This window comes from Sorangium sp. So ce204, from assembly GCF_051526795.1.
GTDB lineage: Bacteria > Myxococcota_A > Polyangia > Polyangiales > Polyangiaceae > Sorangium > Sorangium cellulosum_B.
The window spans coordinates 461,634-475,851 of the sequence record NZ_CP150317.1; the positions used below are offsets into that span (position 1 = coordinate 461,634).

At 74.8% G+C, this 14,218-nt stretch carries 11 protein-coding genes; 4 read left to right on the forward strand and 7 right to left on the reverse strand.

Translation table 11 applies throughout. From position 1 onward, the window contains the following. Positions 1–146: 146 nt before the first annotated feature. The 7 genes from WMF22_RS01725 to WMF22_RS01755 all read right to left on the reverse strand — a co-directional run bounded on the left by WMF22_RS01725 (position 147) and on the right by WMF22_RS01755 (position 9,125). A complete protein-coding gene (locus tag WMF22_RS01725; RefSeq protein ID WP_437297402.1) occupies positions 147–845 on the reverse strand; it encodes a thioredoxin family protein in 699 nt (232 codons plus the stop codon). Positions 846–883: 38 nt separating this feature from the next. Then, entirely contained in the window at positions 884–1,777 is an 894-nt protein-coding gene (locus WMF22_RS01730; RefSeq protein ID WP_438034638.1) for a hypothetical protein, read from the reverse strand. A 2-nt stretch (positions 1,778–1,779) separates the two neighbouring features. Continuing rightward, positions 1,780–2,808 carry a phosphatase PAP2 family protein gene (locus WMF22_RS01735; protein WP_438034639.1) on the reverse strand — a complete coding sequence of 343 codons (1,029 nt, stop codon included), beginning with the start codon at positions 2,806–2,808 and terminating at the stop codon, positions 1,780–1,782. Between the two features lie 16 nt (positions 2,809–2,824). Further along, positions 2,825–3,181, reverse strand: a complete 357-nt coding sequence (locus WMF22_RS01740; RefSeq protein WP_012232951.1) for a cupin domain-containing protein — start codon at positions 3,179–3,181, stop codon at positions 2,825–2,827. A gap of 175 nt (positions 3,182–3,356) precedes the next feature. After that, a complete protein-coding gene (locus WMF22_RS01745; protein WP_438034640.1) occupies positions 3,357–5,066 on the reverse strand; it encodes a DUF4139 domain-containing protein in 1,710 nt (569 codons plus the stop codon). A 19-nt stretch (positions 5,067–5,085) separates the two neighbouring features. Further along, positions 5,086–7,311 carry a DUF4139 domain-containing protein gene (locus tag WMF22_RS01750; protein ID WP_438034641.1) on the reverse strand — a complete coding sequence of 742 codons (2,226 nt, stop codon included), beginning with the start codon at positions 7,309–7,311 and terminating at the stop codon, positions 5,086–5,088. A 74-nt stretch (positions 7,312–7,385) separates the two neighbouring features. Further along, positions 7,386–9,125 (reverse strand): Eco57I restriction-modification methylase domain-containing protein, encoded by a 1,740-nt coding sequence (locus WMF22_RS01755; RefSeq protein WP_438034642.1) that lies wholly within the window; start codon positions 9,123–9,125, stop codon positions 7,386–7,388. Between the two features lie 384 nt (positions 9,126–9,509). On the opposite strand from WMF22_RS01755, the gene acpS reads away from it, so the two are divergent. The 4 genes from acpS (at position 9,510) to WMF22_RS01775 (ending at position 14,181) form a co-directional block, all read left to right on the forward strand. After that, positions 9,510–9,998: a holo-ACP synthase gene (acpS, locus tag WMF22_RS01760; protein WP_437297408.1), complete on the forward strand. Its 489-nt coding sequence runs from the start codon at positions 9,510–9,512 to the stop codon at positions 9,996–9,998. Then, positions 9,995–11,791, forward strand: coding sequence for an NAD(P)H-hydrate dehydratase (locus tag WMF22_RS01765; protein ID WP_438034643.1), 1,797 nt, complete (start codon positions 9,995–9,997; stop codon positions 11,789–11,791). Before acpS ends, WMF22_RS01765 begins: the two co-directional genes overlap by 4 nt. A 258-nt stretch (positions 11,792–12,049) precedes the next feature. Continuing rightward, positions 12,050–12,733: an RNA polymerase sigma factor gene (locus WMF22_RS01770; RefSeq protein ID WP_437297410.1), complete on the forward strand. Its 684-nt coding sequence runs from the start codon at positions 12,050–12,052 to the stop codon at positions 12,731–12,733. 104 nt (positions 12,734–12,837) lie between these two features. After that, positions 12,838–14,181 carry an NAD(P)/FAD-dependent oxidoreductase gene (locus tag WMF22_RS01775; protein WP_438034644.1) on the forward strand — a complete coding sequence of 448 codons (1,344 nt, stop codon included), beginning with the start codon at positions 12,838–12,840 and terminating at the stop codon, positions 14,179–14,181. The last annotated feature ends 37 nt before the right edge of the window (positions 14,182–14,218 follow it).

Genomic DNA, 14,218 nt, shown 5'->3' on the forward strand with positions numbered 1-14,218 from the left:
CCGCGCCGACGACAGCGCCATTGAACGATCCAACGAGAGAGCAGCGAGGTGCGGGACGCCGTCCGCGACGCTATTTGTGGGGCGCGCGACATGATGCCGAGGTGGGTTCAGCTGCTCCGCTGCTCATGGGCCCGCCGGCGGGCTGATCAGTACTTGACGGTGCAGCCGAACGCCTCGGTCTCTTTCGTGGAGATCGCCTTGCCGGCGGCGAGCTCGGTCAGCGCGACATCGACGTAGTTCGTGACCTGCTCGCCCGGCTCGGGCTCACCGCCCTTCGTGCTGTCGATGGCGCCGGCGTAGACGACCGTGCCCTGGGGATCGATGACGACCATGTGCGGTGTGCGCTGGGCGCCGTACGCGCGCCCCACATCGCCCTTCTCGTCGATGAGGACCGGGTAGCTCATCCCGAACTCGCCCTTTGCCTTCACGTTCTCTTCCTTGGCGGCGCCCTGCTTGCCCGGAGCGCCGGAGTTGATGGCGAGCCACACGACCCCCTTCTGGGCCTGCTGCGCCGGCACGTCCTTCAGGCCGCCCTTTCGGTGCGCGAGCTGCACGAACGGGCAACCGGGGTTGAACCACTCGAGGACGACCGTCTTGCCCTTGTGATCGGCCAGCTTGACGGGCTTGCCGTCGAGGTCCGGCAGCGTGAAATCGGGCGCGGGCTGGCCGATCTTGGCCTGGGCCGCCTGAGCCGCCGGCGCGCCCGCGGCCTTCGCCTTCGGGGCGTCGGCCTTGGCGGGCTGCGGCGCGGCGGCGCCGGCGGCCGCGGGCGCGCTCGCCTCGCCGGGCTGGGTGCACGCCGCGAGGGCCGCGGCGAGGAACGTCAGGGAGATGAGCTTGTTCATACAGAGACGCTTACCACGCGTCGCGGCAGGCGCATGCGTCACGGGAACTCCGGCCAGCGATCGCCGGTCGCCCACCGGTATCGAAGGCCGAGCTGGCCGAGATCCGCGCCCAGCAGGCCGAGCCGATCGGGCGTCGCGGCCACCACCATCACCGTCCCCACCGCGTCCAGGTGGTGCGTCAACGACACGGCCAGCACGGGGCCGAGCCGCATGACGACGCTGTCGCGGCCAGGGTTGCCGAGCACCTCGGCGGCGGCGCCCAGGCGGAGCTCGCCGAACCGGTCCATCTCCGCCATGTAGCCGAGCCGGGCCCGGTAGAGGTACGGCGGCTTCATCACCGCGTGGAGCGCCTCCTCGTAAAGGTAGAACCCCTCCGGCGTCCCCAGCACCGCATAGCCGGTCGCGACGCCGAACAGGCTGCCTCCGAGCAAGGGTATCGAGCCCGACACCTCGAGCTCCGCCGCGACGTACCGCGACGGGGGGCCCTGCATGAGCTCGGTGTCCCTGCGCGTGTACGACGCCCGAGGCTCGAGGAAGTACTGGGTCGTCGAGAAGGCGTACCGCGCGCCGCCGCGGATCTCGACGCTGGGCAGCGCGGCGCGGAGGCCCAGGTACTCCGCGCCGCCGCTCGGCGAAACGCTCGCGTAGGCCTCGATCCCGAGCCAGGACCAGTGCGGCTTGCCCACGCCGAGCGCGAGGCTCGGCCTGAAGTAGATCACGCCGAGATCCATCAGCGCGGAGACGAACGGGCGCGCGGCGGCGCTCCGCGCCCAGTAAGAGCGCTTCTGCAGGAGGTCGATGCCCGAGGGCACCGGCGGCGGCTCGCCGGCGGGCGACGGCAGGTCGGCCGGATCCTGGGCGCCGGCCCCGGCGGGCAGCAGGGTGAGGGCGGCGAGCGTCGCGGCGGCGGCCAGCGCGCGGCGGAGCGCCATCGCTAGAACCTGCCCACCAGGTACCCGCCGAGCGGCGCGGGCGCGAAGCCGAGCGTGATGCCGTCCCCGCGCGGCGCGTCCGAGGCGGGGGCGCCGCCGCGGTAGTGCAGGAGCCACGGGAGCCCGAGGCCGGTCAGGGCGCCGACCGCCGCGCCCGTGAGCGCGTCGGTCGCGAAGTGCTGGTCGGAGACGACCCGGAGCGTCGCCACGGCCGCCGCCGTCCCGAGCGACGCGGCGCACGCGAGCGCGTCGGGGGCGCCGCCGCCGTACAGGGGCAGGCGCGCGTGGTGCGAGCACACGAGCCCCGCCGCCGTGAAGGCGGTCGAGCTGTGGCCGCTGAAGAAGCTCCTGTACCGCTTGCTCCCCCGGCAGTCGCGGTCCTGCTGCTCCTCCGGCACGGCGCACCCGGCGCGGTAGGGGCGCTCGCGGCTCGTGAGCCCCGCGACGACGCCGTTCAGGGCCGCGTTCAGCGCGAGCGCCTCGACGTCGATCATCGCGATCTCCCAGGCGACGCTGCCGCGGCCGTGCCCCCACCAGGTCACGAGCAGCGCGTCCACCGCGAGGTGGTTGGTCATCAGCGTGAGCAGGAGATCGCTCGCGTCCCGCGCCACCTCGCGCTGGCGATCGCTGCGGATGCGCAGGGCGTCGCGCGCCGAGCCGTCGAAGCCGTTCACGGTCGTCCACCGGCCCTCCGACGGCGGGATGGCGAGCGTGCCAAACGCGGTCGCGGCCAGGAGCCCCGTGGCCACATACTCGCTCACGCGGAAGCGCGGCCAGGCCGGATCCCACGCGACCTCGGGCCGCGCGCGAGAGGGAGCCTCCGGCGCGGCCCGGCGCGGCGCGCCCGGCAGCGCCGCCCCGGAACGGAGGGCGGTTGTGTCGCCGGCTCCGCGTATCGCCGCGCCGGACGGCGCCGCGAGCGGCTCGGCTCCCGCCGCTGCAGGCGGCTCGGCGCGCGCCGCTGCAGCGCCGAGCAGCGCCGTCACGGCGAGCGCGCTGGAGGCGAACCGGAGGGGCGCGGCGCACCTCAAGGAGCGGACCGCGCGATCAGAAATCGGGGTGGCCGATGACGAGGAACTCGAGCGGCCCGGCGCCCGTGTTGCGCAGCCCGTGGTGTACGTTCGTCTCGACGTGCATCATCTGGCCGGGGCCGAGGGGCACCTCGCGATCGCCGACGATGCCGAGCGCCTGCCCGGCCAGGATGTAGATGGTCTCGGTGGTCTCCGTGTGGAGCTCGCGCGAGATCTCACAGCCGGGGCCCATCGTGCCCCTGTAGAAGCCGAAGGCGTTCCCGCGGTCTCTTCCCAGCAGCTGCGCCATGAAGACGCCTCGGTTGGGCAAATACTCCATCACGTCTTCGTCGGCTGCGGTCAGCACCACGGCCCCGTCGATCTGCTGCCTCATGGCGATCCTCCTCCTTCACGAGTGAAGCCGCTGGAAGATCGATTCGTTACAGAAGCGCACTGCGTCCTGTCAACGGCGCTCCGCGCGAACCGTGCGACGGCGGCCGTCGGCGTCGCGGCTTCCGTGCTTCTCTCCTTCTCTCCTTCCACGTTCCCGCGCTCTGCGTTTCCTGGCTTCAAAAAGGCAACACCACGCTCGCTGCTGCGCGGAGCTCGTAGCTGAACGACATCGTCTTCAACCCCTTCGGAGGGAGCTCGACGTGGCCACGGAGAAATCCGTCTTTTTCGTCCAGCGTCCAGCCGGGGGCCTCGCCGAGCGCGACCTCGACCTCGGCCACCTCGCTGACAGGGATCCGCTCGGTGACCAGCACCCGCTTCACGTTGCTGGAGAGGTTGGACACGGACAGCTTCACACGCCGGCGGATCTTGCGGCTCCCCGTGATCGCGGCGGTGTCCTGCTCCTCGTCGACGGTGCGCCGCACGCGCACGGCGTCGTCCACGCCGAAGCCGAGCTCGAACGGCTCGCCGGCGCCCACGAAATCGAGCCGGGCGCGGCCGATGAGGCTGCCGCCCCGGGCGACGCGCACCGGGCCTGCCAGCAGCGGGCGCGGCCGTCCGCCGGCGCCGCCGCCGTCCAGCGTCACCGTGGCGCGCAGGTGGGCCGCGGGGTGGACCTCGGGGTACAGCACCAGCGCGAGCTCGGTGGGGAGCGAGCGCCGCGCGATCTCGATGCGCGTCGGGCGGCCGTCCGAGGGGAGGGTCACCGGCTCCGCCGCCTCGAAGATCAGCGGCTCGCCGCCGTCGTCCACCCCCGGCATCTCGTCGACGGCCCGCGCCCCGCGGTCGAGCCCGGCCGCGGCGATCGCCTGGTCGCGCGCCTCGACGATCACGCGGCGGCGCTCGATCTCCGTCTTGCGCCGCGCGCGGAGCACGTCGTCCTCGAGCAGCGGCGCCTCGGCGCTCCTCGACGGCCGCGCGGTCGAGAAGCGCGCGGCGACGTTCTCCCAGACCTCGCCCGTCGCCTGCCACGCGGCCGCCCAGGTGGTGAGCTCGATCGAGCCGCCAGGCCCCTGCGCCGCCGCGCCGCCCGCGCTCGTGACCGCGGCGCCGGCGGCGAGCCGCGCCAGGTGCTCGGGGCGCCAGATCGCGCACGCGACGCGGTACGTCAGCTCGATATCGACGGGCTGCGGCGCGGGGGCGTGCACCTCGACCTCGATCACCGCTTCGTAGCGCGGTTGCTCGACCGATCCCTCGCGCAGCCGCGCCGCGGCGCGCCGGGCGTCCTCCTCGGCGCGCGCCCGCGCCGCGCGCGCGTCCGCCGACGCGCCGAGCGCCTCGGCGAGCGCCGCGTGCAGCGCCTCGGCGCCGCCGCGCCACGAGGCGAGGCGCGCGGGCTCGCCGGCGTCCTTCGGGACCTCGCTCATCGCCCGCGCCCACTTCGCGAGCAGCTGGTCGAGGTGGGCCTCGCGCCGCGACGCCCGGTCCCGCGCGCGCTCCGCGGCGCCGGCCCGCAGCGACGCCTCGCGCTCCTCGCGCTCCAGCGCGTCGATCGCCTCGCGGCCGAGCGCCGCCTCCCTGTGCGCCCTCCACCGGACGCGCGCCGCCGTCACGCGCACCGCGTCCGCGCCCACGCCCGCGATGCGCGCCTGCACGGTGCGCTCGTCGACGAACACCGAGACGCCGCCGATCGCGATCCACTGCGCCCCCGCCTGGACCTCGACGCGCGCCGCGCGCACGACCTCGGCGCGATCCTCGAACAGCGTCACCGCGCGCGCCACGCTCGGGTGCGGCGCGCGGGCGCCTTCGTGGCCGCCGCTCCCGTCGCTCCCTCCGCCCCCGCTGGCGCTCCGCCCAGCCCGGTCCGAACCGCTCGCATCCGTTGCCATGGTGCGCTCGTTTCCTTTGTTATTCCCGACGGTTACCGCCGACGATCTCGTTCTTGGACGAGAGCACCACGCGGTAGGTGAACGCGACGGAGGCCTTGCCGCCCGGCGCGATCGGGACGCGCCAGCGCAGCCCGCCGCGCACCGGCTCGCCGAGCTCCTCCTGGGTGTACGGCTCGGCCTTCGGCTGCGACGAGAGGAGCTTGATCTCGACGTCCTTGTCGTCCGTCACCGGGATGCGGTCGAGGACCTCGATCTCGACGCCCATCCCGAGCGACGAGGAGAGGTCGATGACGACCGCGTGCTCGACGGCGAGCGAGCCGCCGAGCAGGCCGGCGCTCGACTCGTCCACGCGCGCGTTCCTGGCGACCCGGATCCGCTCCTCGACGCCGAGGCCGGCGCGGAGGAGGCCGCCCCGGTCCACGCGGCCGAGCGCGGACTGCGCCGCGAGGGCGCCGTCGACGAAGATGTCGACCGGCCCCGCGAGCAGCGGGGCGTCGAACGGGTTCTCGACGCGCGCCTCGCGGTAGACCTCGGCGGCCTCGCGGGGCGCGGTCACGAACCGGGGCGCGGCGGGGGCGCGCGCGGCGCCCAGCGCGACGCGGTGGAGCCTGCCGTTCGACGGCACGTCGGCGGCGCTCTCGCCGACGTAGAGGTGGTCGAACTGCCCGCGCGAGTCGCGCGGATCCACGGCCCGGGGCGGGGCGCCGAGGTCCGCGATGTCCTGCTCCGCCCGACGCGCGTCGCGCCGCGAGGGCCCGGGCTCGTCGCGCGCGAGCCGGCCGCGCTGTTTGCCCGCGCCGGGGAGGTGCAGCGCGTCGAAGTCGAGCCACTCCTCGACCTGCGCGGGCTCGAGCGCCGGGGCGGCCCCGGCGCCCTCCTGCGCCTGCTCGGGAGCGAGCCATTCCTCCTCGAGGCTGGCCGCGGCCTCGACGCTCGCCGCGGAGCCCAGGGCGCTCCGGGGGACCGGGGGCGCGCTCGCCTGGGGAGCCGGCGGGGGCGGCGCCCCGTGGCCGCCGCCGAACGACGGGAGCGACAGCCCGCGCGACTTGCGCGCCGGCGCGGCGAGCGGAATCGGGGGCGGCGGGGCGAACGCCATCGGCGCGGCGGCCTGCACCGGGGGTGGCGGGGCGGCCGGGCCGGACGGCGCAGGCGCCGCCGGCCTCTTCATCGCCGCGAAGGGCTCCGGGCTGGCCCGGTTCCGCGCGGCCTCGTCGCCGTCCCGCGCGCGCGGGAGCTTTCCAGGCGCCGCGGTGGTCGGCGCGGCCGGCTCGGGGAGGGCCGCGACGAAGCTGTCGAACCCCTCGAACATGGCGTCGAGCCCCTCCGGCGCGGGGCGGTAGCCGCGGCGCGGGGGGCGCTGCGCGCGGCTGAGCCGCAGCGAGGCGAGCTCCGGCAGCCGCGTGTCCTGCACGAGATCGGCGGTGGCGAGCGCGAGGCGCACGTCCTTCCAGTCCTCGCCGGAGGCCTGCGCGACGAGGGCGTCGAGCTGCAAGGCGACCTCGGTCGCGCCGCGCGAGAACCGCGCCGCGTAGGCGGGCCACCAGCGCGCGGCGGACACGGCGTACTCGAGCCGGAGCGCCGGCTCCCCGGCCGCGCCGCCGCGCTCCGGCGCGAGCCGCACGACGACGTCGAGGCGCGCCGGGTCGCGCTCCTCGACCTCGCCGCTCGTGGCCTGGGCGGCGTCGAGCTGGGCGGCCAGGAGATCCTTCCGGGCGCGCTCGAGCTCCGCGTCGCGCGCGGCGGCGCGGGCGTCGAGCGCGGCGAGCTCGTCCGAGAGCAGGCGGCTCACCGCGAGCGCGTCGCGGATGCGGGCCGCCGGGTCGCCCGGCCGGAAGCGCCGCGCGAGCTCCGGATCGAGCGAGACGGCGCCGAGCTGGTCGCGCCAGAGGCGGAGGTGGTCGCGCTCCGCCGACAGGCGCGCGATGGCGAGCTCGAGCTCGCGGAGCTCGGCGGAGAGCGCCGCCCTCGAGACGGGCGCCGGGGGCACGACGAGCCGCGCGCGCACGCCGATCACGTCGCGCGCGGGCCCGGAGGCGGCCGCGCCCGCCGGAGCGCCTCCCGCGGCGTCGATGAGCGCGCGGAAGCTCCCCGGCTCGGCGAGCGGCGTGATCCCCGGCACCGAGATCTCGACGGCCCCCCGGGGGAGCGGCGCCGCGAGCTCGACGCGGCGGGTGACGATCGCCCCGCGCGCGTACACGACGACCCCCTCGATACGGCTGGCGCACTCGATCTTCTCGGCCGTCATCGCTCGTCCCCTCGCCCGCGAACGCCCCGTGAGAGCGCGACGGTACCACGCCGCGCGTGGGCCCGGATAGCGGGCTATCTCCTCGTGTCGAGGAAGCCGAACCCGGGGAGCGCGTCGATGCCGTAGGCGCGCAGCGCGAGCTCGTCGAGCCTGTCGAAGTCGCGCCGCCGGAAGGAGCTCTGGAGATCGCTCATCAGCTCCTCCGTGACGCTCTCCGGCGGGGGCAGGCGGATCCGCCGCAGGTACTGGGCCTGGAAGCGCAGGTAGCCTCCGCGCATCTTGACCGCGTAGGACCACACGAAGAAGAGGGCGACCTTGGAGCCGAGCAGCCCGCCGAGGGCCTCCATGTCCCAGCCCTCCGACGTGATGAAATAGAGATTGTGGTGCGGATAGAACCTGCCCTCGTCATAGACCACCTCGTTGGAGCCGGCGATGTCGGGGACGAGCAGCTTCGGGGCGGTGGTCAGCCCCGGAACCACGCGATCGATGGTGCGGAACCAGCCGGCGCCGCCCCGCCGCGCGATGTAGCGCCTCCTGATCTCGGCCTCGTGCGCGTGCAGGTACCCGGAGAGCCTGGGGTACTCCTCGAGATTGACCACCTTGCCGTCGGATCCGAAGGGATTGATGACGAACCGCCTGGCGTCGCGGATGCGGCCGTCCTCGATATCGTCTCGCATGACGAGCGGCACGAGGCGATCACGCTCGATATCCACCTCTTCGCCGACGATGTAGATCCTGTCGCTCCCGGTGGCGACGCCGATGCCGACGCGCGTCCCGCCGACCTCCTCGATCGGCGCGAACCGCGCCTCGAGCGCGCGCAGGGCCTCGAGGTGCTCTGGCGAGCCGAGCACCCACGGGTCGTCGCCCTCGAACCAGGAAGCGTACTCCGACACGGCGACGCCGGAGCCGCGCTCCGCCGCGCGTCCTTCCGCGCGTCCCTCCGCGTGTCCCTCCGCGTGTCCCTCCGCGTGTCGAAGAGCGGCGGAGGCGGCCTCGCACTCCTCCGGCGAGGCGGTGCGCAGCGTCGCGACAGGGACGCTCCCCGTCTTGCCGGGCGACACGGCGAATATCGACGGGTAGGCGACGACCTCGGACTCGAAAGGAGACGCGCCGCGCAGATCGACGTAGCACCGCACCCGGAACCACCTCGAGAGCAGCCGGCGGAGCGGCGCGCCGTACCGGTTGAGGGTCCACCGGTCGGCGCAGATGAAGGAGAGGACGCCGCCGGGCGCGAGGAGCTCGAGGCCGCGCTCGATGAACGCCACGTAGAGATCGGCGCGGTCGTAGAGCGACCTGTACCGGTGTCGATACTCCTCCTGGAGCTCGGGCGAGAGCTGCTCGATCCTGACATAGGGCGGGTTGCCGACCACCGCGTCGAACCGGCGTCCCTGGCTGGTGAGCAGGAAGTCGCCGTGGGCGATCCAGGCCTCGGAGAGGCGCGTCGCGTCGCCGTGCGGCAGCCCGAGCCGCGCGAGGGCGCCGGCGACCGCGAGGCGCGCGCGGTCGACGTGGTCTCGCTCGACGTCGTACGAGCGGATCGCCGGCTCGATATCGAGGAGGTCGCGATCGTGGCGGCGCGCCGACTGGATCAGCCGCTCGGCGGCGGGGACCAGGAACGCGCCGTGGCCGCAGGCTGGCTCGAGCAGCGACAGCGACGCGAGATCCCGGTCCGCGGTGTAGCCCGCGAGATCGAGGATGAGATTCACGACGTGGGGTTTGGTCAGCACCACGCCGTGGGCCTCGCCCGACGAGCGCTCGCCGTAATCGTAGGCGCTCTGCGGGAGCATGACCGTCAGATCGAGGGCTGTCTGCATGGGCGCCGCGAGCATGGTAGCCGCGATCGGCGCGCGCGGGCGACGCTCCACGGCCGGGCTCGCCGCGCGGTCGCGGCGCGCTCGCGACGCTTGAGGCCGCGGCCGGCCGCCTCGCGCCGGGCCTCTTCCCCGCTCGCGTGCCGCCGTTGAGGCGCTTTCTGCGCCTGCTTCCGCGTCTGCGTCTGCGTCTGCTTCCGCTTCCGCGCTCGGGGCGAGGCGCGGATCGCGTTTCAGGAGGCGTCGCCATCGAATAGGGTAGAGTCGCCACATGGCCTTCCCCGTGTCTGTCCGTCCAGCCAATCGCATCGCGGCGAGCGTCGCCTGCGGAGGCGCCGTGCAACCGCCGGCCGCCGGCCCGGACGCTCGGTCGAGCGAGGGGGGCGCGTGATCCTCGGCATCGGCATCGACGTCTGCGGCATCGGACGCATGGAGGAGGCGCTCGCGCGGTGGGGGGAGCGGTTCTGGGAGCGGGTGCTGTCCGAGCCGGAGCGCCGCTCGCTCGCGCACCGCGTGGACCGGGCGACGGCGCTCGCGGGCCGCTTCGCCGCGAAGGAGGCCGTGGTGAAGGCGATGGCCGGCGCGCCCGGCGTCAGCTGGCACCACCTGGAGGTGCGCGGCGCGCCGCGCATGCCGCCGACGATGGCGCTCCACGGCCCGGCGCGCGCGCTCGCCGAGCGCATGGGCGTCCAGCGGGTCCACCTGTCGATCACGCATGATGCAGGCGTGGCGGCGGCGGTGGCTATCCTGGAAGGGGACGGCGAGAGCCGATCCCCGACCGTGGAGGACGAGGACGGCGAGAGCCGATCTCGGAGCGAAGAGGACGAGGACGGCGAGAGCCGATCCAGCCTGGACGAAGGGAAAGAGCGCTCGTGATTCCGGTCCTATCGCGCGCGCAGATGCGCGCCTTCGACAAACACGCGATCCACCAGTGCCACGTCCCCGGCGTCGTCCTCATGGAGAACGCCGGCCGCGGCGCCGCCGACGTGATCTCGGCGATCATCGAGGGGCGCAGCGCCGGGCAGCCCGGCGACGCCGCGCACCGCGCGCCGCACCCGCTCGCGTCCGGCCTCTCGCCCGCGCGGGCGTTCTGGCCGGCCACGTTGCCCTCCGGGGCGGGGCTCCGGGGCCGCCCCGGGAGCGTCCCGCCGCCGCCGAACGGCCGCCGCGACGCCGAGGAGGCCCGCGCCGCGCGCATCCGATCGTTCCCGGTCCGGCACGTCCCGAGCCCGGGGCAGCCCGCGACGTACCCCCTCCACGCCCGCGTCGTCGTCGTCTGCGGGGCCGGCAACAACGGCGGCGACGGCTTCGTCGTGGCGCGCCACCTCCTCGCCCGCGGCGCGGAGGTCCAGGTCTTCCTGGCCGCCCGGTCCGAGAAGGTCACCGGCGACAGCCGCATCAACCACGACGCGTACGTGGATCTCGGCGGCGCGCTGACCGAGCTCCCCCCGGGCGCGTCCCTCGCCCCGCTCGAGGTCGCGCTCGCGGAGGCCGACCTCCTCGTCGACGCGATCTTCGGCACGGGCCTCGACCGCCCCATCGAGGGCCACCTCGCCGACGTCATCGGCGTCCTCAACACGGCGACCTGCCTCTGCATCGCGCTCGACGTGCCCTCGGGCCTCGACGCCGACAGCGGCGCGCCGCTCGGCGCCGCGGTGCAGGCCGACGAGACGGTCACCTTCGGCCACCTCAAGATCGGCCTGCTCACGCCCGAGGGCGCGCGGCTCGCGGGCAACGTGCACGTCGTCGATCTCGGGGTCCCGGACCGGCCGATCCTCGCCCAGGTGGGCCACGTCGCGGAGGTCCTCCGCAAGGAGACGATCGGCTCGTCGCTGCGCCCGCGCGAGGCGAGCGTCTACAAGCACCAGGCGGGCAACGTGCTCGTCATCGCCGGCTCGCCGGGCAAGCTCGGCGCCGCGCTGCTGACCGCGCGCGCGGCGATGCGGACGGGCGCGGGCCTCGTGACGATCTGCACCTGGGCCGACACCGCGCGCGCGATGGAGTCGCGCGTCGTGGAGCTGATGACGACCTCGATCGATCCGGCCCGCATCGCGGCGTCGCTCGACGGCGCGCTCGCCGGGCGGCGGGCGGTCGCCATCGGCCCGGGCCTCGGCCTCGACGAGCGGGCGCGGGCCGCGGTGGATCACGTCGTGCTCGGCTGGGACGGCCTGAAGGTCGTCGACGCGGACGCCCTGACGCACTTCGTGGGTCGCCCGGAGGCGCTCGCGACCGCGCGCGGGAGCCTCATCATGACGCCGCACTCCGGCGAGCTCGGGCGGCTCCTCGGCCGGAGCGCGCGGGCCGTCGAGGAGGACCGCTTCGGCGCCGTGCGCGAGGCCGTGGCGCTCACCCGGGCGATCGTCGTGCTCAAGGGGGCGCGCACGATCATCGCGCTCCCGGACGGCCGCATGTTCATCTGCATGGCGGGCAACCCCGCGCTCGCCACCGCCGGCTCGGGCGACGTCCTGACCGGGATGATCGCGGCCCTCCTGTGCTCGATGGATCCCACCGCCGCGGCGAGCGCCGGGGTGCTGATCCACGCGCTCGCCGGTGATGTGTGGCGCGCGCAGACGGGCAGCGATCGGGGGTTGCTGGCGGGCGAGATCGCCGAGCTGGTCCCGGGCCTGATCGCCGCGCTGGCCGCCGGGAGCGACCCGCTCTCGACGTGACGCGAGCGCCTGCTCCGCCGGACGCCCCGCCCGGCGCCCGCTCGGCTGGACGCCTCGCCCGGCGCTCGCGCGGGTGGGGCCGCCGGGCCGGGCGCGCCGCGGGGTGGCTCGCCACCCTGGCGCGCCCGCTCTCCCTGCTGTCGATTTGACACGCGCCCGCGTGTCTCCGCCCGCGCCATTCAGCGTGTTTCGCGGCCTTCGCGAGGTCCGCGCGGTGGCACCTGCCTTGCCAGTGCCGGTGACGCAGGAGGTCCCGCCATGCTCGTCCACGCCGCACATGCCCCCACCCGGTCCTCGAACCCAGCGCCGCCGCCCGGCGCGACGCGCGCGCTCGGGCGCGGGCCGTCCTTCGGTGTGGCGCGCGCGGCGCGGACGGCGCCGGGAGAGGGCTCGCGGGGAGCGGTCGACGAGCTGCTCCGGGGCCTTGTCGAAATGACACCGGAGCTCTTCGGCCGCGCGCTGCGGCTCTCCCGGACGCCCGCGACGGCCGAGGACCTCGTGCAGGACACGGTGGAGCGCGCGCTCCGGTTCGCGGGGAGCTACGAGCCCGGGACCAACCTGCGGGCGTGGGTGCACCAGATCCTCTTCAGCGTCTTCATCACCCGCTGCCGGCGCAGCCGTCGCGAGCGCAACGCCCTCGACGTGCTCGCGACCGACCCGTGCGCGTGGACGGCGCCGGAGCGCTGCGCCGACATGCACGCGCTCTCGCCCGGCGTGCGGCGCGCGCTCGCGACGCTCCCGCCGACCTTCCGTGACACCCTGGTGCTCGTGGACCTCGAGGAGATGTCTTACAAGGACGCAGCGACGCGGCTGGGCGTCCCGGTCGGCACCGTCATGAGCCGCCTGCACCGCGGCCGGAAGCTGCTCGCCGAGGTGCTGCGCGGCGAAGCGCCGGACGGCAAGGCCGAGGCGAGCAGCGACGTGAAGGCCGCGGCGGCATGAGCGATCGCGGCGCCGCGCCCGCGCGCTGCGCCTGCTTGCCGCGGTGATCCGCGCCCCCTACCATCGTCGTGCCACCGAGGAAGCGTTCCTCGCCAGGAGGCACCATGGCAACGACCGCGAGAGAGCCTCACGTCGTGATCGTCGGCGGAGGGTTCGGCGGCCTGAACGCGGCAAAGGCGCTCCGCGACGCGCCCGTCCGGGTCACCCTCGTCGACAGGACCAATCACCACCTGTTCCAGCCGCTGCTCTATCAGGTGGCGACGGCCAGCCTCTCGCCGGCCGACATCGCGGTCCCGATCCGATCGGTCCTGTCGCGCCAGCGCAACGTCCGGGTCCTGCTCGGCGAGGTGACGGGCGTGGACCTCGCCGGGCGGCGCGTCACCGTCGACGGCGACCCGCTCGACTACGACTTCCTGATCCTCGCGGTCGGCGCGACGAACAACTACTTTGGCCACGAGGAGTGGGCCCGGTTCGCGCCTGCGCTCAAGAACCTCGACGAGGCGCTCACCATCCGCGAGCGCATGCTGCTCGCCTTCGAGGCCGCCGAGCGCGAGGAGGACCCCGCGGCGCGGCGGCGGCTGCTCACGTTCGTCGTCATCGGCGGCGGCGCCACGGGCGTCGAGATGGCCGGCGCCTTCGCCGAGCTCGCGCGGTACATCCTCGCGCGCGACTTCCGCTCCCTCGACCCTTCGCTCTCGCGGGTGCTGCTCGTCGAGATCGGCGCCCGCATCCTCCAGGCCTTCCCGGAGGGCCTCTCGGCGAGCGCCGAGGAGCAGCTCACGTCCCTCGGGGTCGAGGTCATCAAGGGGCGCCGCTTCCGCAGCATCGACGAGTACGGCGTGCAGTTCGAGGACGGCGAGCGCCTCCCCGCCGCGACCGTCATCTGGGCCGCGGGGGTCCGCGGCACCCCGCTCGCGCGCGCGCTCGGCGTCGAGCTCGATCGCGTCGGCCGCGTGAAGGTCGGGCCGGACTGCTCCCTCCCCGGGCACCCGAACGTCTTCGCGATCGGCGACATGGCCACGCTCCGCGACCGCAACGGCGTCGACGTGCCCGGCCTCAGCCCGGCCGCGATCCAGGAGGGGCGCTTCGTCGCGCGCTGCATCCTCGATGATCTCGAGGGCCGCCCGCGCGGGCAGTTCGCCTACCTCGACAAGGGGACGATGGCGACCATCGGCCGCTCGCGCGCCATCGCGAAGGTCGGGCGCCTGCAGATGTCGGGCACGCTCGCGTGGCTCGCCTGGCTGGCCGTCCACGTGCTGTTCCTTATCGGCTTCAGGAACCGCTTCACCGTCGTCTTCGCGTGGATGTGGCAGTACATCACCTTCAAGCGCGGCGCCCGCCTCATCACCGGCCATACCTCGCCGGTGCTCCTGGCGGCGCCCGTGCCTTCGGTGCGTCGCCCGTCGCCCGCGAGCCCGGTCGCGGAGGCGGTCTCCGGCGGCCCCTGAGCGCGCCCTTCCCCCCGCTCGCTTGACGCGCGCCCTC

Coding starts and splice junctions, on each gene's coding strand:
- WMF22_RS01725 (WP_437297402.1), bottom strand. CDS start 845: ATGAACAAGCTCATCTCCCTGACGTTCCTCGCCGCGGCCCTCGCGGCG.
- WMF22_RS01770 (WP_437297410.1), top strand. CDS start 12,050: ATGCTCGTCCACGCCGCACATGCCCCCACCCGGTCCTCGAACCCAGCG.
- WMF22_RS01775 (WP_438034644.1), top strand. CDS start 12,838: ATGGCAACGACCGCGAGAGAGCCTCACGTCGTGATCGTCGGCGGAGGG.
- WMF22_RS01730 (WP_438034638.1), bottom strand. CDS start 1,777: ATGGCGCTCCGCCGCGCGCTGGCCGCCGCCGCGACGCTCGCCGCCCTC.
- WMF22_RS01745 (WP_438034640.1), bottom strand. CDS start 5,066: ATGGCAACGGATGCGAGCGGTTCGGACCGGGCTGGGCGGAGCGCCAGC.
- WMF22_RS01755 (WP_438034642.1), bottom strand. CDS start 9,125: ATGCAGACAGCCCTCGATCTGACGGTCATGCTCCCGCAGAGCGCCTAC.
- WMF22_RS01740 (WP_012232951.1), bottom strand. CDS start 3,181: ATGAGGCAGCAGATCGACGGGGCCGTGGTGCTGACCGCAGCCGACGAA.
- WMF22_RS01750 (WP_438034641.1), bottom strand. CDS start 7,311: ATGACGGCCGAGAAGATCGAGTGCGCCAGCCGTATCGAGGGGGTCGTC.